General features: G+C 49.7%; 24 protein-coding genes. 2 read left to right on the forward strand and 22 right to left on the reverse strand.

The annotated features are described in order from the left end of the window. Positions 1-234: 234 nt before the first annotated feature. The 19 genes from ACZ481_RS12375 to ACZ481_RS12465 all read right to left on the reverse strand — a co-directional run bounded on the left by ACZ481_RS12375 (position 235) and on the right by ACZ481_RS12465 (position 17,160). Positions 235-537 (reverse strand): DUF167 domain-containing protein, encoded by a 303-nt coding sequence (locus tag ACZ481_RS12375; RefSeq protein WP_464770438.1) that lies wholly within the window; start codon positions 535-537, stop codon positions 235-237. A gap of 2 nt (positions 538-539) precedes the next feature. After that, positions 540-992, reverse strand: coding sequence for a DivIVA domain-containing protein (locus tag ACZ481_RS12380; protein ID WP_464770439.1), 453 nt, complete (start codon positions 990-992; stop codon positions 540-542). A gap of 21 nt (positions 993-1,013) precedes the next feature. Continuing rightward, positions 1,014-1,808 (reverse strand): YlmH family RNA-binding protein, encoded by a 795-nt coding sequence (locus tag ACZ481_RS12385; RefSeq protein WP_464770440.1) that lies wholly within the window; start codon positions 1,806-1,808, stop codon positions 1,014-1,016. Further along, positions 1,809-2,621: a pyrroline-5-carboxylate reductase gene (gene proC / locus ACZ481_RS12390; RefSeq protein WP_464770441.1), complete on the reverse strand. Its 813-nt coding sequence runs from the start codon at positions 2,619-2,621 to the stop codon at positions 1,809-1,811. 25 nt (positions 2,622-2,646) lie between these two features. Continuing rightward, positions 2,647-3,096, reverse strand: a complete 450-nt coding sequence (locus tag ACZ481_RS12395; protein ID WP_464770442.1) for a cell division protein SepF — start codon at positions 3,094-3,096, stop codon at positions 2,647-2,649. Positions 3,097-3,114: 18 nt separating this feature from the next. Further along, entirely contained in the window at positions 3,115-3,786 is a 672-nt protein-coding gene (locus ACZ481_RS12400) for a YggS family pyridoxal phosphate-dependent enzyme (RefSeq protein WP_464770443.1), read from the reverse strand. Between the two features lie 437 nt (positions 3,787-4,223). Further along, positions 4,224-5,390 (reverse strand): ABC transporter substrate-binding protein, encoded by a 1,167-nt coding sequence (locus ACZ481_RS12405; protein WP_464770444.1) that lies wholly within the window; start codon positions 5,388-5,390, stop codon positions 4,224-4,226. Positions 5,391-5,716: 326 nt separating this feature from the next. Next, on the reverse strand, positions 5,717-6,865 hold the full coding sequence (locus ACZ481_RS12410; RefSeq protein WP_464770445.1) for an NAD(P)/FAD-dependent oxidoreductase: 1,149 nt from the start codon (positions 6,863-6,865) through the stop codon (positions 5,717-5,719). Then, a complete protein-coding gene (locus ACZ481_RS12415; protein WP_464770446.1) occupies positions 6,858-7,136 on the reverse strand; it encodes a (2Fe-2S)-binding protein in 279 nt (92 codons plus the stop codon). Before ACZ481_RS12415 ends, ACZ481_RS12410 begins: the two co-directional genes overlap by 8 nt. Positions 7,137-7,139: 3 nt before the next feature. Continuing rightward, positions 7,140-7,628 (reverse strand): 4Fe-4S dicluster domain-containing protein, encoded by a 489-nt coding sequence (locus tag ACZ481_RS12420; RefSeq protein WP_464770447.1) that lies wholly within the window; start codon positions 7,626-7,628, stop codon positions 7,140-7,142. Beyond that, positions 7,621-8,733 carry an NAD(P)/FAD-dependent oxidoreductase gene (locus ACZ481_RS12425; protein WP_464770448.1) on the reverse strand — a complete coding sequence of 371 codons (1,113 nt, stop codon included), beginning with the start codon at positions 8,731-8,733 and terminating at the stop codon, positions 7,621-7,623. Before ACZ481_RS12425 ends, ACZ481_RS12420 begins: the two co-directional genes overlap by 8 nt. Beyond that, entirely contained in the window at positions 8,730-9,035 is a 306-nt protein-coding gene (locus tag ACZ481_RS12430; RefSeq protein ID WP_464770449.1) for a (2Fe-2S)-binding protein, read from the reverse strand. The genes ACZ481_RS12425 and ACZ481_RS12430 overlap by 4 nt, the downstream gene beginning before the upstream one ends. Positions 9,036-9,213: 178 nt before the next feature. Next, positions 9,214-10,926 carry a sigma-54 interaction domain-containing protein gene (locus tag ACZ481_RS12435; RefSeq protein ID WP_464770450.1) on the reverse strand — a complete coding sequence of 571 codons (1,713 nt, stop codon included), beginning with the start codon at positions 10,924-10,926 and terminating at the stop codon, positions 9,214-9,216. 144 nt (positions 10,927-11,070) lie between these two features. Next, complete coding sequence (gene pgeF, locus ACZ481_RS12440) at positions 11,071-11,883, reverse strand: peptidoglycan editing factor PgeF (RefSeq protein ID WP_464770451.1); 813 nt, start codon at positions 11,881-11,883, stop codon at positions 11,071-11,073. Between the two features lie 204 nt (positions 11,884-12,087). Next, a complete protein-coding gene (gene fusA, locus ACZ481_RS12445) occupies positions 12,088-14,169 on the reverse strand; it encodes an elongation factor G (protein ID WP_464770452.1) in 2,082 nt (693 codons plus the stop codon). A gap of 472 nt (positions 14,170-14,641) precedes the next feature. Continuing rightward, entirely contained in the window at positions 14,642-15,160 is a 519-nt protein-coding gene (locus ACZ481_RS12450) for a cob(I)yrinic acid a,c-diamide adenosyltransferase (protein ID WP_464770453.1), read from the reverse strand. 15 nt (positions 15,161-15,175) lie between these two features. Then, complete coding sequence (gene ndk, locus ACZ481_RS12455; RefSeq protein WP_464770454.1) at positions 15,176-15,601, reverse strand: nucleoside-diphosphate kinase; 426 nt, start codon at positions 15,599-15,601, stop codon at positions 15,176-15,178. Between the two features lie 19 nt (positions 15,602-15,620). After that, the gene (locus ACZ481_RS12460) at positions 15,621-16,130 is read right to left on the reverse strand and encodes a gamma carbonic anhydrase family protein (RefSeq protein WP_464770455.1); all 510 of its coding nucleotides are present in this window, start codon (positions 16,128-16,130) and stop codon (positions 15,621-15,623) included. A 160-nt stretch (positions 16,131-16,290) separates the two neighbouring features. Further along, positions 16,291-17,160, reverse strand: a complete 870-nt coding sequence (locus tag ACZ481_RS12465) for a zinc metalloprotease HtpX (protein WP_464770456.1) — start codon at positions 17,158-17,160, stop codon at positions 16,291-16,293. Between the two features lie 438 nt (positions 17,161-17,598). Here ACZ481_RS12465 and ACZ481_RS12470 point away from each other — a divergent pair, with 438 nt between their 5' ends. Continuing rightward, the gene (locus ACZ481_RS12470; RefSeq protein WP_464770457.1) at positions 17,599-18,849 is read left to right on the forward strand and encodes a DNA recombination protein RmuC; all 1,251 of its coding nucleotides are present in this window, start codon (positions 17,599-17,601) and stop codon (positions 18,847-18,849) included. Here ACZ481_RS12470 and ACZ481_RS12475 read toward each other — a convergent pair. From ACZ481_RS12475 to ACZ481_RS12485, 3 genes are read right to left on the reverse strand one after another with little or no spacing between them, the layout of a single operon-like run. After that, positions 18,811-19,602 (reverse strand): TerC family protein, encoded by a 792-nt coding sequence (locus tag ACZ481_RS12475; RefSeq protein ID WP_464770458.1) that lies wholly within the window; start codon positions 19,600-19,602, stop codon positions 18,811-18,813. The genes ACZ481_RS12470 and ACZ481_RS12475 overlap by 39 nt on opposite strands. Continuing rightward, positions 19,542-19,889, reverse strand: coding sequence for a hypothetical protein (locus tag ACZ481_RS12480; RefSeq protein ID WP_464770459.1), 348 nt, complete (start codon positions 19,887-19,889; stop codon positions 19,542-19,544). Before ACZ481_RS12480 ends, ACZ481_RS12475 begins: the two co-directional genes overlap by 61 nt. Beyond that, a complete protein-coding gene (locus ACZ481_RS12485; RefSeq protein ID WP_464770460.1) occupies positions 19,861-20,166 on the reverse strand; it encodes a hypothetical protein in 306 nt (101 codons plus the stop codon). Before ACZ481_RS12485 ends, ACZ481_RS12480 begins: the two co-directional genes overlap by 29 nt. A gap of 277 nt (positions 20,167-20,443) precedes the next feature. On the opposite strand from ACZ481_RS12485, the gene htpG reads away from it, so the two are divergent. Then, entirely contained in the window at positions 20,444-22,405 is a 1,962-nt protein-coding gene (gene htpG / locus ACZ481_RS12490) for a molecular chaperone HtpG (RefSeq protein WP_464770461.1), read from the forward strand. Positions 22,406-22,655: the final 250 nt, after the last annotated feature.

The following is a 22,655-nucleotide window of genomic DNA, read 5'->3' on the forward strand; positions in this document are numbered from 1 at the left end:
TGGTACCACCCTATTGGCTAAACAGCCGCTTTATAACGCGGTAACGGGCGTCAGGCGGCGGGGCTTACTAAAAGTTCAGTCCGCAGTTCAGGAGCGATATCAGGCCAGGCTTTGGTTACCAGGCTTGCACCGTATCCTGGTTCGCTGTATACCGCCGTCAAGGCGCGTCTCCGTCATTACTGATTTAAAAATTTTATTATGTACCAATATATTATACATGATTGGTGAATAAAGTCAAATATGGGCAGCGAGTATGCGAAAAAAGATATTCTTATCAATACCCTTGACCTTGACGAGTTTCGATCTGTTTTTTTGGCCGCTGGCAATGATGACCGCAGTCCGGGGCACTTTAAATAAACCGGCAACAAAGGCAATGCAGGCAGCATTAGCCTCGCCGTCAACCGGCGGCGAGGTCAGGTTGATTTTTATACTGTCGCCCATGATCCCGCTGACGGCGTTTTTGCTGGACCGCGGCTGGACCCGTACTTTAAACGAGATACCGTCCGGGAGTTCTTTTATATCAAGCTGATCAAACAAAGCTAGTTTTCATCTTCTTCCGCATTGTTAAGCATTTCCATCTGGGCCTGCAGCAGGGTGCGCAGCCGGGTGCGGAAAATCTGCGACTGTTTTCTTACTTCTTCATACTCGCCGGTCATCTTGCGCACTTTGGACATGCCTTCGTCAACCAGCCGTTGGGCGCGTATCTCAGCCTCTTTAATCATCAGCTCGGTTTCTTTCTTGGCATTCAATTTTACTTCTTCCGCCGTTTCCTGGGCAATAACCAGTGTACTATGGAGTGTATTCTCCATATGCTGGTAGTGTTCGAGCTTGCTGTTGAGGCGTTCAATGGATTCTTTTAAATCAATGTTTTCACGATACAGAGTTTCATAATCCTTAATCACTCTGTCGAGGAACTCATCCACTTCCTCCTCATTATAGCCGCGAAAGCCGCGCTTGAACTCTTTATTGTGGATATCCAACGGTGTAAGCATAACTCCCCACCCCTATTCTAATTACATAAATCTTCTGAGTAGAATACTATAGCGGCCCTTTTTCGTTTGACCGGGGACTTCCAGGACTTCGACCCGGCCGCGGCCACGCATGGAAATCACATCGCCCACCTTTACGGCCTGGGCGGGACTTTTGGCCTCCTGCCAGTTTATTTTTACTTTGGCAGCGACAATATCCTCAGCCATGCGGGTGCGGGAAGTCCCAAAGCCGGATGCAGCCACTGCATCCAAGCGTAATGAGGCGACTGTTGACCGGATTTCCTTGACTTTTTCTTCTTTGGCAGGAATATCGGCCAGTGATGCCTGCCTGGCAGCTACGGCGGCCTGGCCTACCTCGGCCAGATTCTGCACAATATAGGCGGCCATATTTGTGTCAGTCATAATATAGCATTGTTCGCTGCCCATAATAATATCGCCCAGCATTTCCCGTTTAATACCAAGACCCATGAGCGCGCCCAGAACATCCCGGTGCGACAAGCGGCAATAGCGGCTGTCCCATTCAACAGACAGGGAAGATATAGAGTAATCCAGGGCACCGGCATAAGCAAGAAATTCAGTGTCGACAAAAGCGGCCTTCATCCGCTCTGCGCCTGGATAACCGCCATTCGTTTCCAGTGTCAGCCGGTCATAGTGAGCCGCTATGGTCTCGGCGATACTCTGACCATAGGGGTCAAGAAATTCACTGATTTTATATTTGCGGTTCTTAAGTGTTATCTCGGCTAAGTCAAGCAGTCTGGCTGCCAAGTCGGCATCACCCGATGCCCGGTAATACCGCAAAATCTTATCCCGTTCGCTCATCTACCGCCGCCCCATTTCACGGGAACGATTGGTGGCGGCTACAACCGCATCAATCAGTGCGGCCCGGATGCCGTTTTGCTCCAGTACATGCACGCCGGTGATGGCCGTACCGCCCGGTGATGTAACCATGTCCCGCAGTTTTGCCGGGTGTTCACCGGTTTCCAGCACCATTTTGGCCGCTCCCATCAGGGTTTGTGCAGCTAACAGGACCGCTGTCTGACGGGAGAAGCCAACTCTTACTCCGGCATCGGTAAGCGCATCAATCAGGACAAAGGCATAAGCCGGACCACTGCCGGAAAGGCCGGTTACCGCATCCATCGTATCTTCGTTGACTGTAACCACTTTGCCAACAGAGGCAAATACCTCCGCCACCGGCTCACTTACCGCTGTGGTGGCATATTTCCCCAATGCCATGGCGGACATCCCTTCGCCAACAGCAACCGGTGTGTTGGGCATCACCCTGATAATAGGCACTCCCGGCATTTTGCCCTGAAAGGCAGCAATGGTTACCCCGGCGGCTACGGAAACAACCACAGTTGTTTTGGCAACAACCGGTGCAATCGTATCAATTACCCCAGTGATTACCTGGGGCTTTACTGTTAAAAACAGGATGTCCGACTGCCGGGCAATCTCCTGGCTGTCAAGTGCCGTTGATACCGTAAAAGTACCGCGCAGATAGCCCAGACGTTCAGTTGAAACATCGCTTACTGCAATTTGTGACGGCATCACTAAGCCGGCATGCAGAATGCCGCGTATCAGTGCTTCGGCCATGGCGCCGCCGCCAATAAAGCCTATTTGTTTGTTTGTCAGCATAAATCCTCCGTCTGGTGTGTTAAAACTATTTATTGGCCCAGGGAAGCAGTGTCTTGTCACCGCCCTCGTCCCGCGGGCTGTAGGCAACATCTACATTATTCGGGGCACATAAGAAGATATGATTGCCGACCTTTTGAATCTGGCCGTTTAAAGCATAGGTTGTGCCGCTAATAAAATCAATCATACGTTTCGCAATATCCGGATCGGTATTTTCAAGGTTGACTACCACCGGTTTACGGCTTTTTAAATAATCGGACACATGCTGCGCATCATCAAACGAAAACGGCTCAACAACCATGACCTTGACCTGTTTGCCCTGTTGCTGGCTGCTTGGGGCCATCGGCAGGGTTACGACATTATTATTGCTCTTCTGTTTTAGCTTTGTTTCGGTTTCTTCCGGTCTTGAGCGGTCTTCCTCCTGGTCTGCCGGTTCAAAAAGACCAAGGCTGCCCCATACTTTCTCCATAAACTTCATAACGCTCTTTCTCCTCCCCTAATATTGGCGCGAGCCAAATATTCCAGTACCGATACGCACCAGGTTTGCCCCTTCTTCGATGGCCACCGGATAATCGTTGGTCATTCCCATTGATAGCCAGTTAAACTCAGTATTGGCTAATTTTAATAATTTTAATTCCTGGTACAGCTGATAGGTCTCTTTAAACACCGGGCGGATTGTCTCCGGGTTTTCACTGAACGGCGCAATGGTCATCAGGCCGCAAAGTCTCACATGTTCGAGCTGGCTGATTACTCTGGCCAGCGGCAGGGCTTGTCCTGCTTCCACGCCGAATTTGCTGTCTTCGTCCGCAATATTTACCTGCAACAACACATCCTGGCGTTTGCCCAGCTTGCCGGCTATATTGTCAATCTCGCGGGCCAGCCGCTCACTGTCAACAGAATGAATCAAATTAGCCAGCGGCACTGCCTGCCGCACTTTGTTTGTCTGCAGATGGCCGATCAGATGCCATTCGGCCGACCGGCCTGCTGCCTGGATGGCCGGGTGTTTGGCCACCATTTCCTGAACCCGGTTTTCCCCCACCGCAGTTATCCCTGCGGCTAAAGCTTCCAGCATGGCTGATACGCTGTGGTTTTTAGTGACAGCCACAAGTTTGACCTTGCTTATATCTATTTTTTGTTGTATTTCTGCAATATTCTTCGCAATTGACATGGCAAACCCTCCATCTTATTAGGTTATTCGCCCAGAAACATAATTTTCCTCTAAAAATGATCTATTTATTCAAGCTTTTCCCATAAAAATTAGAAAAACCGCTGGCGCGGTCTTTGGGCTTTGCACCTAGCAAATAATCCTGGAATACAAGGGAACGGCTTTACTTTTGGCATGACCCAAAAGTAACAAAAAGTCTAGGCCCGAAGCCTCCAAAAGCTGAAAAGCCGGGCGGTATTCCTAAAATCGCAAACTCGCTCCGCTCAAACAGTGCGATTTCTTTACGGAATACCGCCCGGCTTTTCTTCTGTGGAACGCTTTTTCCGGCAAAGGGCCGGGGGGTTACCGGGGGTGCGGGGGCACCGTCTCTGCTCAAGCCGGGCAAAAAAACTGCCGTCTGGTTAAAGCAGACGGCAGTTGAATTTGTAAGCAAATTCTTCTTATGGTTTTACAGTTTCTTTATAGACTTGCTTGCCATCTTTCATTTCCAGAATAACCGCACCTTTGACGGCATCATGGTGATCATTAAGCGTCAGGTCGCCGGCCGCACCTTTAAAGTCTTTCGTTGCCGCCAGGGCTTCACGGATTTTGTCTGCCTCGGTGCTGTTGGCGCGTTTGATGGCGTCGACAAGTACGTAAGCGGCATCATAACCAAGTACGGCCATGGCGTCAGGCATTTGGCCGTATTCTTTTCTGTAGTTTTCGACAAAGGCTTTGGACAGCGGGCTGGTATCTTCTACTGAGTAATGGTTGGTGAAGTAAGTATTGTTAAGGGCCTGGGCCCCGCCGATTTCATTTAGCTTCGGTGAATCCCAGCCGTCGCCGCCGACTACCGGCACCATAACACCCATTTCACGGGCCTGTTTTACAATTTTGCCAACTTCTTCATAGTAGCCGGGTACATAAAGGATATCAGGGTTGGTGGCTTTAATTTTAGTCAGGATTGTTTTAAAATCCTGGTCTTTTTGTAAGTAGGCTTCTTCAGCAATGATCTGGCCGCCGCCTTTGGTAAAGGCTTCTTTGAAGAAGGAAGCCAGCCCTTTGCTGTAGTCGCTGGAATTATCAATCATAATAGCTGCTTTTGTAGCCTTAAGGCTGTTTAAAGCAAAGTTGGCGCCGACAGTGCCCTGGAAGGGATCGATAAAGCACACCCGGAAGGTGTATTCTTTCGTTTTGCCTGTCTTTTCATCCAGGGTTACTTTCGGGTTGGTGGTGGCAGCGGCGACAAAGGGAATTTTGTTGGCTTCCGCCACCGTTGAGCCGGCAATGCCGTTGGAGCTGACGGTAAAACCGGTTACAGCAATCACTTTATCCTGGGTAATAACCTTGGTCATCGCATTGGAAGATTCAGAAGGTTCGCCTTTATTATCGGCAATGACCGGCTGAATTTGCTTGCCGAGGACGCCACCATTGGCATTGATTTCCTTAAAAGCCATTTTGGCGCCATTCGCCGCGGCTGTTCCAAAAGACGCAGTATTACCGGTAAGTTCGTAAACTACACCGATTTTTATGTCTTTGCTGGCCGTATCGCCACAACCGGTGACCAGCCCTGCCAACATAACCAGCATGGTTACCAGACAGGTCATTTTTACTCCGACTTTACTCATAATATCCTCTCCCTATTTACGCGAAATTTATGGAATACCCGGAACCTTATTAATCTATCACCTCCACTAAAGATCCATTGTTGACAAGCAATTGGGGTAAAAAAAATAGCTTTTGGGAGAGAATACAAAAAAATGTCTTTCTCCAAAAAGCAACTTTGCTTAGTATACCAAAAATTTAATTATACTTTTGTTTCCTATGATTATACATTGTATTACGGTTTATTGAAATTTGCAAGAGGTATTTTTCTTCAAAGAAAAGTATTTACAGTTTTTCTACTGTTGTTTTTCGTCTGCCCCAAGAGCGGCAGGTTATGCCGCTGTCCTCATCAGACGACAGAAGGCTCAATATATAATTCGCCCCGGGCAAACCTTTCGGCGCTGAACATATTGATCGGAATATCGGTGGGTAATCCCAGCACGGTTTGGGCCATCAGCTTGCCGACCATGGGTGAGATCATAAAACCGTGGCCGCTGAAGCCGGCGGCGGTATAAAAGCCCTGTAGATTACTGTCAGGTCCTAAAATCGGTGTGCGGTCCGGGCACATGTCATAAAGGCCGGCCCACTGCCTGACCACATTCAGACTGGCAAGCGGCGGCAAGATCTTAGTGACCCGTTTGGCCATCTCCGTCAGAAACTGCCAGCTGGAAGCGGTGTTAAAGGTTTCCGGCTCATCCGGATGACCGATCCCCATAATAAAACTGCCATGGGGAGTTTGCTGACAATAGAGATTATGGTAAAAACACATAACCATCGGCGTTTGCATAGGCTCTACCGGCTCGGTTACCAGTATTTCATGACGCTCCGGAAAAATCGGCAGCTCGATGCCGGCCATGCGGCCGACCATTTTGGCATAGCCGCCGGCCGCATTAATAACGGTGTTGGTGGCAATATCCCCCTTGTCGGTATGGACTGCCGTGACTTTTCCGGCCTTGGTGCTTAAGCCGGTTGCTTCGGTATAGGTATAAAACCGGACCCCTAACCGGGCCGCCGCTTCGGCGTACAGGCTTGTTACCTTAAAGGGGTTGGCATGGCCGTCCTGGGGACAAAAAGTAGCCCCCAGCAGTCCGTCTGTATTTAAATGCGGCACAATTTCTTTGGCCTCGACGGGTGTTGTCCAGCGGGCCGGTATAGCAAGCGAGTTTTGCAGGGCAAGATTTTTCTTGAATTGGTCTGCCATTTTTTCAGTGTACGCAAGTAAGAGATAGCCGCCCTGTTTAAACTCAATATCACCATTGACTTCTAATAATGCGGGCAGGTTTTCCAGCATATTTACACTCTCGCGGGCCAGCAGGCAATTGGTTTCGGTGCCCCACTGCATCCGGACGCCGGCACCACACCGGCCGGTTGCCCCGCTGGCCAGATAGCCGCGCTCGATGACGGCAATCCGGCCGGCACCGGCTTTGGCCAGGTTATAGGCAATAGAACAGCCGACAACACCGCCGCCGATCACTACGATGTCCGCCTGTTTAATCATGCTTGCCACCTCCTGCCGCTAACGCCCCTAACGTGATCGGAGCCGTCGGCGGCCGGAACGTTGGCAGCATAATATCACCGGCCCGGACTTTTAGCGCTTTGGCCAGTTCCTGGGCGATTAAGGGGGTGCAGGTCCGGCCCTGGCAGGGGCCCATGCCGCAGCGGCATTCCCGTTTGAGCTCTTCCAGCGTATGTTTCCCCTGCTTGATGAGCTCCTGGATATCTTGCAGGGTAATATCTTCACAGCGGCAGATGATAACCGGTTCTGTCATGACCTAATCCTCCTTGCGCAGGGCAATGCCCCGGACATTCATAGCCTGAGTTTTGGGAACAGTCACCCATATCACGGCTGTTTTGTTTTTATTCTGCTGAACCCTTTGCACCTGGGCGGGAGCGATTGTTTCGCCCGTGCGGCTGAGGGCATCAGCCAGCTGGCCGGCTACCGGCAGGGGCAAAAATTCATAAGGCAGTTTAATTAAAGCTTCCTGCGGATTGTAAGCACAGTCAACAACAAAGATTGACAACCCCGGGCAATGGGCCAGGCAAATGCCGCAGCCGTTGCACTTGCTTTCATCAAGCCGGGGCCGTTCATTAATATCGGCGCCGATGGAGATTGCCCCGCGCGGGCAGGCATCCGCACAGGGGTTGCAGGGAATGTTCTGAAAGCATTCAAATATCGCTACAGGGCCCTGGACGAGTCTTGCCGGGGCCGGTAAAACCTCATTGATATCCTCTGTTGTAGGCACGCCTGTCTGTTCAAGCATTGCCGGTCACCTCCCTTAAATCATTGCTATGAGGGTCAAGTCTCACTTTGGCCAGGCCGGCGCGGATTTTCGCGCTGACGCTGCCTGCTCTGAGTGCTGCCAGCTGGTTTTGCGCTTCGGCATAGTCCTCTGCTCTTACTGTCCGGCCCAAATCGGCAGCGGCTGCCAGACCGGCTAATTTTCCTTCCACCATAGCGGCGGAGGCTTCTTCAACCCCGGCAACGTCACCGGCCACGTAAATATCCGGGTGGGTGGTCTGCAAACTGGCGCTGCGGTAAGGGACATAACCGCCCAATTCCGGCACAAAGGCCATGTTACAGCCTGCCTGCCATAACAGTTCGGCCAGCGGCGTCAGGCCAACAGCCAGACACAGGCCATCGGCCTTGATAGCGAACTCGGTCCCCGGCAGCTGCCGCCAGGCGGAATCTAACCGGCAGACAGTCACCCCGGCCAGTGCGGGGCTTCCATAAGCGCCCTTAATTGTGTGGCTCGTGTAAATGGGGATGCCGGCCCGCCGTATTTTTGCGGCATGTACTAAATAGCCGCCGATCTGCGGGGCTGCCTCGATAATACCGGCAACCTCAACCCCGGCCTGCAGCAGTTGGTAGGCAACAATCAGGCCGATGTTGCCTGCGCCTACCATCAACAGGCGCTTACCGGGCATGACGCCATGAACATTCATGAGCGTCTGGACTGCCCCGGCTCCGTATATGCCCGGCAGGTCGTTGCCGGGAAAGGCCAGTGTTTTTTCGGCCGCACCGGCAGCAACAATGATTTTTTTGGCCTTGATTGTGGCAAAAGTATCATTATGCTTGACTGTCAGCATGCCGTCTTCCTGATAGTAACCCAGCACGGTGGCGTTATTCCAGGCGGTTATGCCGGGGAGTGCCAAAGCCTGTTTGATTAACAATGAGGCGATATCAACCCCCCGTTCACCGGCATATTCACTTTTAGAGCCGAAAAATTTATGAGTTTGCTTGATAAGCTGGCCGCCATAATATTCGGCCCGCTCAAGCAGCAATACCCGTGCCCCCAGCCTGCCGGCATGAATGGCGGCCATAAGTCCGGCCGGCCCGGCGCCGATAATTGCAATATCTATATTCATGGCAGCGTACCTCTTCCTGTCTGCGTTTCCACTGTCATCCCCGCCTGCAGGGGCTCCACACATACCCGTACATTTGGCAGGCCATTGACAACCATTAAGCAGGAAGAACAATTGCCGATGGCACAGAACAGACCCCGCGGCCGGTTAAGCCCGTGACTGTGCCTGAGCACGGTAATACCGGCGGCATGAAGTGCGGCCGCAATCGGCTCACCGGTATAGCCTTCGAGCTGTCGGCCGTTAAAGCTGAACTGAACTTTGCTCTTTTCCGGAAAGGTTAATATTGGATGATTGATGATGCGCATAACTGCACCTCCTTATAGCTTTAATATTGCAAGAAGCATGCCAAAGGTACGGAGCACGTGCAATTATGACTGTTTAAGGCGGGAGTTCCATAAAAAGAAAGCTGAGGGTGCTTGATTTCAGCGGTGGCATCAAGTCGGTTATTTGACGCTGCTGTCAAATAACTGACAGCAGTTAAAACTAACCCAGCTGTAATTGCCGCATTTTATAATATAAGGTACTGCGCGGGATACCCAGCTTTTTAGCCGCTGCTGCTTTGTTGAAGTTGGCCTCTTTAAGGGTTTGCTCGATTAAGGCGCGCTCAAGCAGGGTCAGCTCCGGGATGGTTGTCAGCCCGGTGGCTTTTGTTGTTTTTCCCTGATAACCGGCTTTGAAATTCGTTGGCAGACTTCCTGTCGTTAGGGTATCGCTGTCGGCCAGAATAACCAGGCGTTCTAAAATATTATTGAGTTCGCGGACATTGCCGGGCCAGTCATACTCCAGGAAAGCGGCCATCAGAGCCGGGTCGACCTTGTTAATATCGGCCTGCGTATTGTGCAGGGTACTAAAATGTTTTAGCCCCCTGTAGACCAGCTCCGGAATGTCTTCCCGGCGGGAACGCAAGGGCGGTAATTGTAAAGTGACTACATTCAGCCGGTAATATAAATCCTCGCGGAAATCACCGCTTGTAATCATATCCTCCAGGTCCCGGTGGGTTGCCGAAATAATACGAACATCCACTTGCACCGGCTTGGCGCCGCCAACCCGGTAAAACTTTTTTTCCTGCAGCACCCTCAGCAATTTTACCTGCATTTCTTTAGGCAGTTCGCCAATCTCATCCAGGAAAAGGGTCCCGTTGTCGGCAAGCTCAACCAAGCCGGCTTTGCCTTTTTTATCGGCCCCGGTGAAGGCCCCCGGCTGATACCCGAACAATTCGCTCTCAAATAAGCTGGCCGGAATGGCGCCACAGTTAATCTCAATAAACTTGCCCTTCCGGCCGCTGGCAATATGAACCGCCCGGGCAAATATCTCCTTGCCGGTACCGCTTTCCCCCCGCAGCAGCAGCGGTACATTTGTGGCCGCTACCTTTCTGGCCATGCCAACAGCTGCCAATATCCCCGCACTATGGCCACTGACACTGGCAAAGGCATCGGTGCCTGTATTGATCTTGTCTATCTCGTTTTCCAGCGACTGGACCTTTTTACTGGTACGAGACAGTTCCTGGTTAAGGGTTACAATCTCGGTAATATCACGTTCGGCCGATACGCCGCCGACTGTTTGGCCTGCAATCAGTATGGGCGCGGCATTAATCAGCACATGCGTATTGGAACAGGGTTTATGATACTGGTCCTTAACAGTAACCTGTTCGGCAGCGGCCTGCTTTACCAGCAAATTCGTAAAAAAATGCTCAATAGAGTTGCCCAGTATAGCCTCGGCCCCAATGCCATACAGTTTTTCCGCCCGTTTATTCCAGATTACTACCTGATTGGTTTCATTGATTACACATACGGCCTCATTGACTGTATCGAGCACTGCCGACATTTGGGTCTGCTGCAGCTGAAGCCTGGCAAGCAGCGCGGCAAATGCCAGTTCAGGCGTACCCAGGGCTACTATTTTACCCGCCTTTACAAACAGGCTGGACTGGGACATGAATTCAGCCGGCAGATTGTCCAAGGCTGCGCACAAATAGGAAGAAGGTCTGAGAACGGCATTGAAAGCGGCAATATCACGGGCATACAGGCCCGGGCCCTGCAGTTGCCTGGCGGTAATAAAACCCCATTGACCATCGGCCTGCAGGATGACGGCTGCCTGCTTGTCAGTTGCAAAACAGGCGGCAACATCGGCCCGCGGCAGCAAGGGATTAACCTCAATTATTCTATCAGTGACCACATCTTTAAGCAGCAAAGACTGCACCCGTTACTACCCCCTTATAAATAAAAGACGCAGTGTTTCCTGAGAGGAAACAGCAGCGTCTTTGCCGTGTCAGATTTTTGACGTTTTCTTTTATTATAGTTGGCTTCTGTAATAAATTCAAGTATCAATCTAAGATAAGATAGTTTAGAGGGCAATCACTGCGCCGATCCGGCCTGTGCGGCCGGCTTCAGCGCGGTGGGAATAAAAAATTTGCGTATTGCAGGCAGTACATACCCCGCTTAGGCTGATGTTCTCGTCTAAAACACCAGTCTCTTTCAACTGTTGGCGATTGGCTTCCCAGAGATCAAGGTGCCAGTGCTCGCCGGCCGGAGTGGCCAGCTCTTGCCAGCGGCTAAAGTTTTCCTGCAGCTTATTAATGACCGGCTTGTTCACTTCATAGCAGCAAGGCCCGATGGAAGGGCCAATCCCCACCAGGCAGTCGGCCGGATTGGTGTTGTATTGCTCCATCATGGCGAGCAGCGTTTTTTGTCCGATTTTCGCAACCGTACCTTTCCAGCCGGCATGGCTGATACCGATGGCCTTTTGCACCGGGTCGGCGATAATCACTGGCACACAGTCGGCAAAGAACAACATGAGCGGTATGCCCGGAACATTGGTAATCAGGGCGTCGGTGCCTGTAATTGCTTCATGATAATGGCGGGAACCGCGCCCGGCATCCTGGGCGGTTACCTGGTAAACTACCGAGCCGTGCACCTGGTCGGCAGTAACCGCATGTTCTGCCGATAATCCCAGTGCCTGGCAAAAAGCCTGGCGGTTTTGCCAGGTCGCACCGGTATCGTCGCCAACGTGCAGGCCCAGGTTGAGACTGGCATAAGGGGCGGAACTGCGGCCCCCGAGGCGTGTAGAAATACCGTGTTGGATGGCCTGTGCCGATAAGCTGGCAAATTCTCCATACCACACGCCGTTAGTGCTGTGCTTTACTATAAAATCACCCATTTATTGAACCTCCGGTTTAAGCTGACTATTTCTATTATATTAATACACCTGTTCCCCTGTAAATATATGCCCGCAAATCCCCCCCTGCAATTTTCTTTTTCTGAGTTCAGCCGCGAAATTTCACGAAATTTTGCTGGATCATAGAATGATAAGGCCCTGCTACTCTGTTGTCAGCAGAGTAGCAGGGCCGTTATCCCGCTGCTTTTATGCTTCTTCCAATTTATCCTTCTTGGCACCGGCGATAATGGCTTCCGCTATTCGCGCCGGCACGTCTTCATAGTGAGAAAAATTCATGTCAAACGAGCCGCGGCCCTGCGTAATAGAACGGAGATCTATACTGAAGCGGGACATTTCAGCCAGCGGTACCTGCGCTTTAACCCGGCCTAAGCCGCCGCCGATGGGCTCCATGCCCTGAATGCGACCCCGTTTGGTATTTAGGTCGCCGATGACGTCCCCCATATAGGACTCGGGTACAAGGACCTCTACTGAGTAGATTGGCTCCAGCAGTACCGGTTTGGCCTGCAGCACCCCTTTGCGCAGGGCCATGGCGCTGGCAATTTTAAACGCCATTTCCGATGAATCAACTGTATGATAGGAACCGTCGGTCAGGGTGACTTTGACATCCACCATGGGGTAGCCGGCAAGCAGGCCGCCGGCCAGGGCGTCCCGGACGCCCTTTTCCACGGCCGGGATATACTGACGCGGTACGGCACCGCCAAAGATGGAGTCGACAAATTCAAATTCCGCTCCTGGTGCCAGCGGTTCAAGCTGCAGCCAAACATGCCCGTACTGGCCGTGGCCGCCGCTCTGTTTTTTGTGCTTGCCTTCGACTTTGGCTGTACCGCGAATTGTCTCCCGGTAAGGCACCTTCGGGCTGGCAAGCAGTGTTTCGACCCCAAATTTACGTTTCATTCGTTCGGTCATAATATCCAGATGCAGTTCGCCCATGCCGGAGATCAGCAGTTGACGGGTTTCCACATCTTTTTGCACTTTAAAGGTGGGATCTTCGTCCATAAGCCGGGCTAATGCCTGGCCAATCTTATCCTCATCGCCTTTATTCTTGGTCTCAATGCTTCTGACAAACATTGGTTTGGGATAGGGAATTGGTGTAAAAATAACTGGTTTATCCTTATCGCAGAGTGAATCGCCGGTGGCTGTTTCCTGCAGCTTCGCCACTACCACAATATCACCGGCGTGAACGGCAGTGACCGGGTCCTGCTGTTTGCCGCGCAGAGTGAAGATTGTGCCGACACGCTCAGATTTTTCTTTGGTTGCATTGTATAATGAACTATCAGGCTTCATGGTGCCTGAATAGAGCCGGATATAGCTAAGGCGGCCCACAAAGGGGTCGGCTGTGGTCTTAAATACCATGGCGGAAAAAGGGTCGGCAGCGCTTCTTTCCACAAGCTCTTTGGTTACCGGATGATAACCGGTAATTGGATTGGTACCCGGGGCCGGCAGATAGCTGATAATCGAATCCAGCGTCTGCGTTATCCCAATGTTTTTAAGAGCTGAGCCGCATAGCACAGGGAATACTTTAGCCTGAGCGATTGCCGCCAGTAAACCGCTGCGCACTTCTTCATTACTCAGTTCTTCGCCGTCAAGGTATTTGGCTAACAGCTCGTCATCGCCTTCGGCCGCCGCTTCAATAAGTGCCGTCCGCGCGTCCTCGCACTTGGCCAGCATCTCGGCGGGAACATCCGTTTCCGTGTACTCCCTGCCGTTTTTTTGGGGTACATAGGCTTTCCTTGTTAGCACATCGACAATACCCTGAAAACTATCCTGGGCGCCGATGGGCAATTGAACCGGGACAACACCGTTGCCGAATTTTTCCTTCATGCTTTCGACAACACTATAAAAGTCGGCGTTTTCCCGGTCCATTTTATTAATAAAACATATACGGGGCAAGCCCAGTTCATTTGCATAGCTCCATACTTTTTCCGTTTCCACCTCTACCCCGGAGGCGGCACATAATACAACACACACACTGTCAACAGCACGCAGGGCACTCTTCACTTCCGCTACGAAATCAGCGTAACCGGGAGTATCCACAACATTTATTTTATGACCGTTCCATTCACAAGGGGCCAAAGCTGCACTAATCGTTACCTTGCGTTTAATCTCTTCCGGTTCAAAGTCAGTTGTTGCCGAACCATCATCAACACGTCCTAAACGGTTTACCGCGCCAGAATTAAATAACATGGCTTCTGTCAAGGATGTCTTGCCGGCTCCTCCATGGGCAACAATTCCAACATTTCTTAACCTGTCGCTCTTGTACTCTTTCATGGCTAGTTCCCTCCTGTTGTGGTGTGATTAATTTCAATACTGACATTTTGGAGTTACAATTCTCTGTTTACTAGAAATATTCCTTCTTTTCTGTCTATTTGTTTGCTTTAAAATTAGCAAAAACATAATGTTTTATTCCATATTTATAAAATTTTTCCAATGAATATGCAGGCTATATTTATTTTAAAAATTTTTTGAGGTATACATGCAAAAAAGAGCTATTGTCGCATAGCTCTTTTTTGCATGTATACGTATTATACTTTCAGCAACAAACGCATCAGTTTACGCAGCGGTCCAGGCAGTGACATGACATAGAAGCGGAAGTTCACCATGCTCGCCCCCTCATTTTAGCTATTATCAATGCTAGTGCCTTGACACTAGCGCACTCCTAAGCTATCGATATAGTTTATGCGGGTTGTGCAAAGTTGTGCCACTTCTCCTGAATCTGCAATTTATTTACAGCACGTGACAACTATTTTGGGTTTTCTGTTTCAAACCGGGACAAGACAAAACATAAATCTGACAAACGGTTAATAGCGATAAGCAGTTGTTCGTTTACCGGTGTTTCCGCTTCCTGCTCTGTAAACCGTAAAATTTGCCGTTCAGCCCGTCTGGTAACGGTTCGTGCCAGATCCAGCGCAGCGGCCCCCGGTGTTTCGCCCGGCACAATAAACCCTGTTAAGGGTGGCAGGCAGGCATCAAATTCATCAATCGTTTGTTCCAGGTCCGCAACATGGCCGGCTGTTACATACTGCTGCTTATTACCGCTGCTTGCCAAATCAGCCATAAACAACATAAGGAGTTTTTGCAGCTTGTATATGGCCTCTTGGGTTTTAAGGCTGCTACAACTGGCCCGGGCCAGGCCTAAGGCCGAGTTGATTTCGTCAACACTGCCGTAAGCCTCGACCCTGGCGCTGGTTTTTTTTACTCTTTCGCCGGTCAGCAGGCCGGTCGTACCTTTGTCGCCGGTTTTGGTATACACTTTACTCATTTAATCCTCTCCTGGTTAATTATTTACTTGAACAAGTTCCTGTTCGGAAAAATAAATGGCAATTTCCCGCTGGGCACTGGCCAGACAATCGGAGCCATGAATAATATTCTCGGACATGACTGTGGCATAATCGCCGCGGATGGTTCCCGGCGGCGCATCAACAGGGCTTGTCGGCCCCATCATGGTCCGGACGAGCCTGATCGCATCAGGACCGGCCAGTACCACGGCCACTACCGGGCCGGCAGTAATGAAGTCAATCAGCGCAGGATAAAAGGGTTTGCCCTGATGCTCCTGATAATGGCTGGCAGCCATTGCCGGTGTTAGCCTGAGCAATTTCATTGCCGTCAGGGTCAGTCCCTTTCTTTCAAACCGGCTGAGGATTTCACCGCAAAGTTTTCGCCGGACGGCGTCAGGTTTTAAGAGTACTAAGGTGCTTTCCATTTTTGTTTAATCCCTCGATTCATATGTACTTTTGCGCATCCTGGGAGTAAATAAGAGCCGACTGGTGAATCGCCAGAATTTCTTCCGGGCTCACTGTACGGACAATCTTGCCAGGCGAACCAACGACCAGCGAATTAGGGGGGATTTTTTTCCTCTCCGGAATAAGAGACCCGGCGCCAATAATACAGTTTTCGCCAATTGTGGCATAACTTAAAATAATTGCTCCCATACCAATGAGGCAGTTGCTGGCAATTGTACAGCCATGTAAAATGGCACCATGCCCTACAGTAACATATTCCCCGATCACGGCCGGAGTGTCATGTAATACATGCACAGTACAGTTGTCCTGGATATTGGTATACTGTCCGACGGTAATGGGATGAACATCACCCCGGAGTACCGTATTGAACCAGATGCTGGCGTTGGCGCCAATGGTAACATTGCCGATAATTCTGGCGCCTGCGGCAATAAATGAGCTGCTATCTACCTGCGGTTGTATGTTGTTATACGGAATGAGCCGGTCTGACACGTGCAATCAACTCCCGGTTTTATCTGCCAGACAGATGCCATGCAATAATAGGTGCATGGTGCCGGCCAAACGGCATCTTATATTTTTTCCCTGCCCAGCTGTTTATATCCTGCAAAAAAATCCTTCTGAATTTCATTTCAGAAGGATTTTGCCAGTAATTTTAGCGTGCCTTTTTCGCCTGCGCTTCCAGTTTGGCCACCCGGTCTGCTGTTGACGGATGGGTGCTGAAAAGGCTGACCATCATGCTGCGTGCCCCGCTGAGCGGATTGACAATGAACATGTGCGAGGTGGCTGGTGTCGCTTCAGGCATTACCTGATGCCGGGCATAGTATTCAATCTTCTTTAACGCACTGGCCAGGGCCAGCGGATTACCGGAAACAGCGCCGCCTGTTTCATCGGCGATATACTCGCGTGAACGGGAAACGCCCAACTGGATAAGCGTGGCTGCCAGCGGTGCCAGCACTACCAGAAATACAAACTCGATAATGCCGCCGATACCGCCGCCTTCTCCATCATCACCACGGCCAAAACCAAGGATCGCTGACCACTGGGCAATGTTCGCGATCATGGTGATGACACCGGCCACACTGGCAACAATAGTGCTGATCAGGGTATCGCGGTTTTTAATATGAGCCAGTTCATGGGCGACAACGCCTTCCAGCTCTTCATAATTGAGGGCCCGCATAATCCCGGTCGTTACAGCCACAACCCCATGCTCGGGGTCACGGCCGGTGGCGAATGCGTTCGGGACATCGGTATTGATAATATACACCTTCGGCATTGGCATTCTGGCTTTTTGGGCCAGGCCGCTTACCAGCCGGACCAAATCCGGTGCGCTCTGCGGCGTGACCTCCTGGGCGCCATACATTTTCAATACAATTTTATCACTGTACCAGTAGCTGGCAAAGTTCATCGCAATAGAGATTACAAACATCAAAGTCATGCCTTGGGTACCGCCGAAAAAAGCACCGACTGCAACCAGCAGCCCGGTCAGCGCAGCAAGTAAAACAGTAGTCTTAAGTGTGTTCATTAAGACACCTCCATAGTATTTATATTAAAGTTGAACTTTACAGTTATAACTTATGTCACGCTAGTTAAAGATGACATCGCCCCTCCATTTCATTTATTATTTAATTTAATTATAAGTGATTTACTTATAATTAACAATAGTCATTTAAGCCCGAATTTTCATGTGTCCTGTCATATCGGTCAGGATATTCATGCTGTTGTCCTGTAGCTTGTCCGCAAGAATTGGATTGTGTAATCACGCCTGTTATCTGGATGACCATTCGCAATCACTGACCTTACCCTTGGCATGCTCAAATTCGTTCCGGCTTATTCATATATCCTGTAAAAAAACATGTATGATTTGCAGCAGGCGCCTGTTGGCTGACAGAAGGGTTTATAGCCGCGCGCCTTGAACTTGAATAGGTAATAAATACTAAACCCTAAGGACGGTGCATTGGCAATGAATGATTTATTTGCAGGTATTATTTTGATTTTACTGGTTATTAACGGCAGTTTACTCCTGCTGCTGCTAATAAGAACACATAAATTGGGCCAGAACGGCTTAGCCCCGTTTAAACAGCTGGCCTATAATCAGGAACGTATCGAGGCTATGGTTAGGGATGAACTGGGAAAGAACCGGCAGGAGCTGACTTTTAACAGCAAAGCCCTGCGCGAGGAGCTGACAACGCAGCTGCATGGCTTTACTAATGCCAATGACCAGAAATTCAACCGGCTTATTCAGATCAATGAACAAAAGCTGGATAAAATCCGTGAAACCGTAGAATGGAAACTGACAGCGATGCAAAGTGATAACAGTAAGAAGCTAGAAGAAATGCGCATAACGGTTGATGAAAAACTGCACGCCACATTAGAAAAGCGCCTGGGGCAGTCATTTCAGCTGGTAAGTGAGCGGCTGGAGCTGGTGCATAAAGGACTGGGGGAAATGCAACAGCTGGCCTCCGGGGTCGGTGATTTAAAAAAAGTATTATCCAATGTAAAAACGCGGGGTATCTGGGGGGAGATGCAATTGGCTTCCTTACTGGAACAAGTATTGACACCGGATCAATATGCAGCCAATGTGGCCACCAAGCCCGGCAGTCAGGACCGGGTGGAATTTGCCATTAGACTGCCAGGCAAGGACAATAACGATGCCGTGGTCTGGCTGCCTATTGATGCCAAGTTTCCCCAGGAAGATTACCTGCGGCTGATAGAAGCGCAGGAAATGTCCAATCCCGAGCTGGTTGCAGGTGCCGCCGCCGGCCTGGAGGCACGAATTCGTCAGGAAGCAAAAACAATTAAAGAAAAATATATTGATCCGCCTAATACCACTGACTTTGCGATCCTGTTTCTGCCGGTGGAAGGCCTCTATGCCGAGGTCTTGCGCCGCCCTGGGCTGTGCGACAGCCTGCAGCGCGAATACCGTATCAACATCACCGGGCCGACAACACTCGCAGCCCTGCTCAATAGCCTGCAAATGGGTTTTAGAACCCTGGCCATTGAAAAACGCTCCAGTGACGTCTGGTCGCTGCTTGGGGCTGTAAAAACCGAATTCGGCAAATTTGGCGACGTTCTTACTAAAACTAAGGAAAAACTGGATCAGGCCAGTAAACAGCTTGATGCCGCCACCGTACGCACCAGGGCTATTGAGCGAAAACTAAAAGGGGTAGCCCAGTTACCGGCGCCGGAAATGCTGAAGGTGCCGGGAGAATAGGCAGGCAGCGGTGCGGAATAATAAAGCCCCCGCTGTCTTTACCAAGGCAGGGGAACCAACGTGATTAATGATGATTTTTGTGGTGCTGGTTTTCAGAAAATAGCCTGATACAATCACCGCCAAAGTGAGTCCGGTTTTAATAAGCAGTGCGTGGCCGCTGAGATAGGTTACCATTGCCTTGTCGCTGATAATCATCTCCGCCGCTGCGTAGCCGAGTACGCCGGCGCCGGCATAGATAATAGACGGGAATCTGTCCATGAGCTTCATAAGCAGCTGCGCGCCGAATACCACCAGCGGAATGCTGGTGGCAAGTCCGGCGGTAATCAGGCCGTACTTGCCGGCGGGGACAGTCTGGGAAATAGCGGCTAACGCCAGCACATTGTCCAGGCTCATAATAAGGTCGGCAACCAGAATAATTTTGATGGCTTCCCGGTAAGATGCGGCTTGGCCGTATCGCTTTCCTTTGCTGTTGTCTCTTAACAGGCTGACAGCGATGTACAGCAGCGCCAGCCCCCCCAGGAATTGCAGGAAGGGCGCATCCAGGAGGCGGGCGGCAATAAAAGTCAGAATGATTCTTAGAATCACTGCGCCAAGGCTGCCCCACAGGATCGCCTTTTGCCGCTGGGCAACTGGCAGGTTTTTGCTGGCGAGGGCAATAATGACAGCATTGTCGCCACTTAACACGAGATTGATCAAAAGTATGCTTCCCAGAGCCATACACCACTCAGGCCCGATTGATCCCCAAAAATCCATTCCACTTCCTCCTCTATTTTTACTATTGTATTATTGTCACAGGCACGGCAGACTACAAAACTGATAATAGGTAGATTTTGGCTGTTTTCCTTACGCAACATAAAAAGACCCCCGGTACGCATAAAACACATACCGAAGGTCTCGCTAGCGGTTACGCCAGCAGTCGGCGGCAACGCCTGCTGGCTAGTAGCGTGACAGTGATTAGAGCAATAAAGATTTCTCTTATTGCCGGCTTCAGGGCAGGCTGCCAGGAGCGTGTCATCCAAGCGCATAATATTCATTTGCATCAATATGCACCCAGAGATGACGAACGGCAAATTCAGCGGCACTCTCTTCCGTTCCTTCTCTGACCGGCTGCAGCAGTCTGGCGCGGGCCTGCTCAAGCGTGCTGAAATCACCGCGGACAGTAAAAATTCCGTAAGAAAAATCATCAATCATCACGTGAAACCGTGTCAGGCCAAACTGGTCTCCCTCGCCCCGGCCGGCATAAAAAATGGTGGCCGGCGATCCTGTCGGCGATGCGACATCGGTTAAAACCTGCATGTTTTTTTCTAATACAGACATTTTTGTTCCTCCTTATGATTTCTTTACTTTTTATTATACATAGATGAAAACAATCATGCTATTTTTGTAAATAAAGTAAGCTCTTATTTGTTGAAATATTATTTATTCAACGTTGAGATGTATTGCATTACAGATTTTGGCTTGCTGTTTGCCATTTTTTATCTTATTCCTGGTTGATTTTATTGTCTAATTTCGTTATTATTTAAATAGCGTTAGCACTCGGCGGTTAAGAGTGCTAATCATAACTTTACAGATAATGGAGTAATGGAGGTTTACTATGGCCCAAGAAGCAATGAACAAACAAACCAAGGAATTTCAGGCTGAGACCAAGCAATTGCTGGATTTGATGGTGCACTCTATTTACACCAACCGGGAAATATTCCTGCGCGAGCTTATTTCCAATGCGTCAGACGCCATTGACAAGGTCCGGTTTGAAGCTTTAACAAATCATGCCCTGCTTGAAGACAATGCTGATTTTGAGATTTTTATTTTGCCTGATGAAACTATTAATACCTTAACTATTTCGGATAACGGCATGGGGATGACTTATGAGGAAGTGATTGAAAATATCGGCACAATTGCCAAGTCAGGCACCAAAGCCTTTCTTGACAAAGTAAAAGCGGCCGGTTCAGCCGCCGATACCGAGCTAATCGGCCAGTTTGGCGTGGGTTTTTATTCTGCTTTCATGGTGGCCGAAAAAGTCACACTGCTTACCCGTGCTCCCGGACAAGCCAAAGGTGTCCGCTGGGAATCGGACGGCGACGGAACCTATACAATTGAAGAAATTGAAAAGGAAACCCGCGGTACTACACTGATTCTTACCCTCAAAGAGGAATACCGGTCGGCTGAACAGCCTGAGGAAAACTTCCTGAATCGCTATAATCTGCAAAATTTAGTTAAAAAATACTCAGACTATATCCGTTATCCTATTAAAATGAATTTTGTCAAAGAAGAAAAACCGCTGGATAAGGACGGTAAAGTGATTGAAGATGCGCCAGCCGCCCAGACGGTTGAGGTCCGCACCCTCAACTCCATGGCCCCCCTTTGGACCAAAAATAAAAATGATATTACCCAGGAAGAATATCATCAATTGTATAAAAATCTGTTTCATGCCTGGGAGGATCCTCTGGAAATAATCCATTCCAAGGTGGAAGGCGCAGTCGAGTATACTAGTTTATTATTTATTCCTGCCCATGCACCTTTTGATTTTTATCAGCGTGAAGCAACAACAGGTATCCGCTTATATTCAAAAAACGTGTTTATTATGGATAATTGCCAGGACCTTCTGCCCGAATACCTTCGTTTTGTGAAAGGCTTAGTGGATTCGCCGGACTTCTCGCTTAATATATCCCGCGAATTGCTCCAGCATAGTCAACAGCTAAAACGGGTTGGCAAAAATCTTGAGAAAAGTGTGTTGAAAACACTGGAAAACCTATTGAGTAAAGACCGGCCGAAGTATGAAAAATTCTGGCAGGAATATGGCAAGGCCCTTAAAACCGGTGTGTATTCGGACTATCAAAGCCGGGATAAGCTGAAGGATTTGCTGCTGTTTGCCACCTCGCACGCTGCCGATGAGCTTGCCAGCCTCGAAGACTATGTTAGCCGGATGGCCCCCGCCCAAAAAGTTATTTATTATGCCACCGGCAAAGACCGTTCTTCGGTCGAACGCCTGCCGCAGATGGAACTGCTCCGGGAAAAAGGGGTTGAGGTTCTTTATCTGTATGACAGGGTTGATGAGTTTGCCATTGATGCCCTGCATGAATATAAAGAAAAAAAATTCCAGTCGGTCAGCCGCGGTAATTTGGAACTGGATGATATTGATGCGGCTGAGACTAAAAAAGACACGGCCGAATTAAATAAGGAAAATGAGCCTCTGATCAAAGCCATCAAAGAACATCTCAGCGGCAAAGTGGCCGATGTGAAGATCAGCAGCCGGCTTAAATCAAGTGCCGTTTGTCTGGTAAGTGATGATAACGGGATCAGCCTGTCCATGGAGCAGATCCTGTCGGAGATGAATAATAGCATGTATAAAGCCAAGCGGATTTTAGAAATTAATCCGGATCATGAAATCTTTGCGGTATTAAAGGATTTATATCAAAGTACCCCTGAATCTGAGGACTTCAAAGATTATTGCGACTTACTCTATGGACAAGCCCTGCTTATGGAAGGGATTGCTCCGGATGATCCAATCAGCTTTGCCAACAAAGTAGCCAGCTTAATGGCCCGCAGCAGTCATTAAGACAGTTTGCGCCTACCAGCTTATCTGGTAGGCGCTTCTCTTATTTAGCTGAAACCAGTACACCTTAACAGTATCCATATCGGTTTGCAAGAATACATGTAAAGCGACGCATAAGCAGATAATTCTTTCCAGGGATGGCCGGGAACATAATGACTAAATATAATTTAAACAATTTGTACCCTGTTCTCCTCTCACCCTTTTTCAATTACTTACTGCCCGGGAATTGAATATAATTAAATGTTGGGCTACA

It is taken from the genome of Sporomusa intestinalis (assembly GCF_055383785.1).

What these genes read in the sequence shown, in the direction of transcription:
- ACZ481_RS12475 (WP_464770458.1), bottom strand. Translation starts at nt 19,602, where the DNA reads ATGGATTTTTGGGGATCAATCGGGCCTGAGTGGTGTATGGCTCTGGGA.
- ACZ481_RS12410 (WP_464770445.1), bottom strand. Translation starts at nt 6,865, where the DNA reads ATGATTAAACAGGCGGACATCGTAGTGATCGGCGGCGGTGTTGTCGGC.
- ACZ481_RS12465 (WP_464770456.1), bottom strand. Translation starts at nt 17,160, where the DNA reads ATGAACACACTTAAGACTACTGTTTTACTTGCTGCGCTGACCGGGCTG.
- ACZ481_RS12470 (WP_464770457.1), top strand. Translation starts at nt 17,599, where the DNA reads ATGAATGATTTATTTGCAGGTATTATTTTGATTTTACTGGTTATTAAC.
- ACZ481_RS12430 (WP_464770449.1), bottom strand. Translation starts at nt 9,035, where the DNA reads ATGCGCATCATCAATCATCCAATATTAACCTTTCCGGAAAAGAGCAAA.
- pgeF (WP_464770451.1), bottom strand. Translation starts at nt 11,883, where the DNA reads ATGGGTGATTTTATAGTAAAGCACAGCACTAACGGCGTGTGGTATGGA.
- ACZ481_RS12405 (WP_464770444.1), bottom strand. Translation starts at nt 5,390, where the DNA reads ATGAGTAAAGTCGGAGTAAAAATGACCTGTCTGGTAACCATGCTGGTT.
- fusA (WP_464770452.1), bottom strand. Translation starts at nt 14,169, where the DNA reads ATGAAAGAGTACAAGAGCGACAGGTTAAGAAATGTTGGAATTGTTGCC.
- ACZ481_RS12480 (WP_464770459.1), bottom strand. Translation starts at nt 19,889, where the DNA reads ATGCAAATGAATATTATGCGCTTGGATGACACGCTCCTGGCAGCCTGC.
- ACZ481_RS12415 (WP_464770446.1), bottom strand. Translation starts at nt 7,136, where the DNA reads ATGACAGAACCGGTTATCATCTGCCGCTGTGAAGATATTACCCTGCAA.
- ACZ481_RS12485 (WP_464770460.1), bottom strand. Translation starts at nt 20,166, where the DNA reads ATGTCTGTATTAGAAAAAAACATGCAGGTTTTAACCGATGTCGCATCG.
- ACZ481_RS12425 (WP_464770448.1), bottom strand. Translation starts at nt 8,733, where the DNA reads ATGAATATAGATATTGCAATTATCGGCGCCGGGCCGGCCGGACTTATG.
- ACZ481_RS12395 (WP_464770442.1), bottom strand. Translation starts at nt 3,096, where the DNA reads ATGAAGTTTATGGAGAAAGTATGGGGCAGCCTTGGTCTTTTTGAACCG.
- htpG (WP_464770461.1), top strand. Translation starts at nt 20,444, where the DNA reads ATGGCCCAAGAAGCAATGAACAAACAAACCAAGGAATTTCAGGCTGAG.
- ACZ481_RS12420 (WP_464770447.1), bottom strand. Translation starts at nt 7,628, where the DNA reads ATGCTTGAACAGACAGGCGTGCCTACAACAGAGGATATCAATGAGGTT.
- ACZ481_RS12385 (WP_464770440.1), bottom strand. Translation starts at nt 1,808, where the DNA reads ATGAGCGAACGGGATAAGATTTTGCGGTATTACCGGGCATCGGGTGAT.
- ACZ481_RS12380 (WP_464770439.1), bottom strand. Translation starts at nt 992, where the DNA reads ATGCTTACACCGTTGGATATCCACAATAAAGAGTTCAAGCGCGGCTTT.
- ACZ481_RS12450 (WP_464770453.1), bottom strand. Translation starts at nt 15,160, where the DNA reads ATGAGTAAAGTGTATACCAAAACCGGCGACAAAGGTACGACCGGCCTG.
- ndk (WP_464770454.1), bottom strand. Translation starts at nt 15,601, where the DNA reads ATGGAAAGCACCTTAGTACTCTTAAAACCTGACGCCGTCCGGCGAAAA.
- proC (WP_464770441.1), bottom strand. Translation starts at nt 2,621, where the DNA reads ATGCTGACAAACAAACAAATAGGCTTTATTGGCGGCGGCGCCATGGCC.
- ACZ481_RS12400 (WP_464770443.1), bottom strand. Translation starts at nt 3,786, where the DNA reads ATGTCAATTGCGAAGAATATTGCAGAAATACAACAAAAAATAGATATA.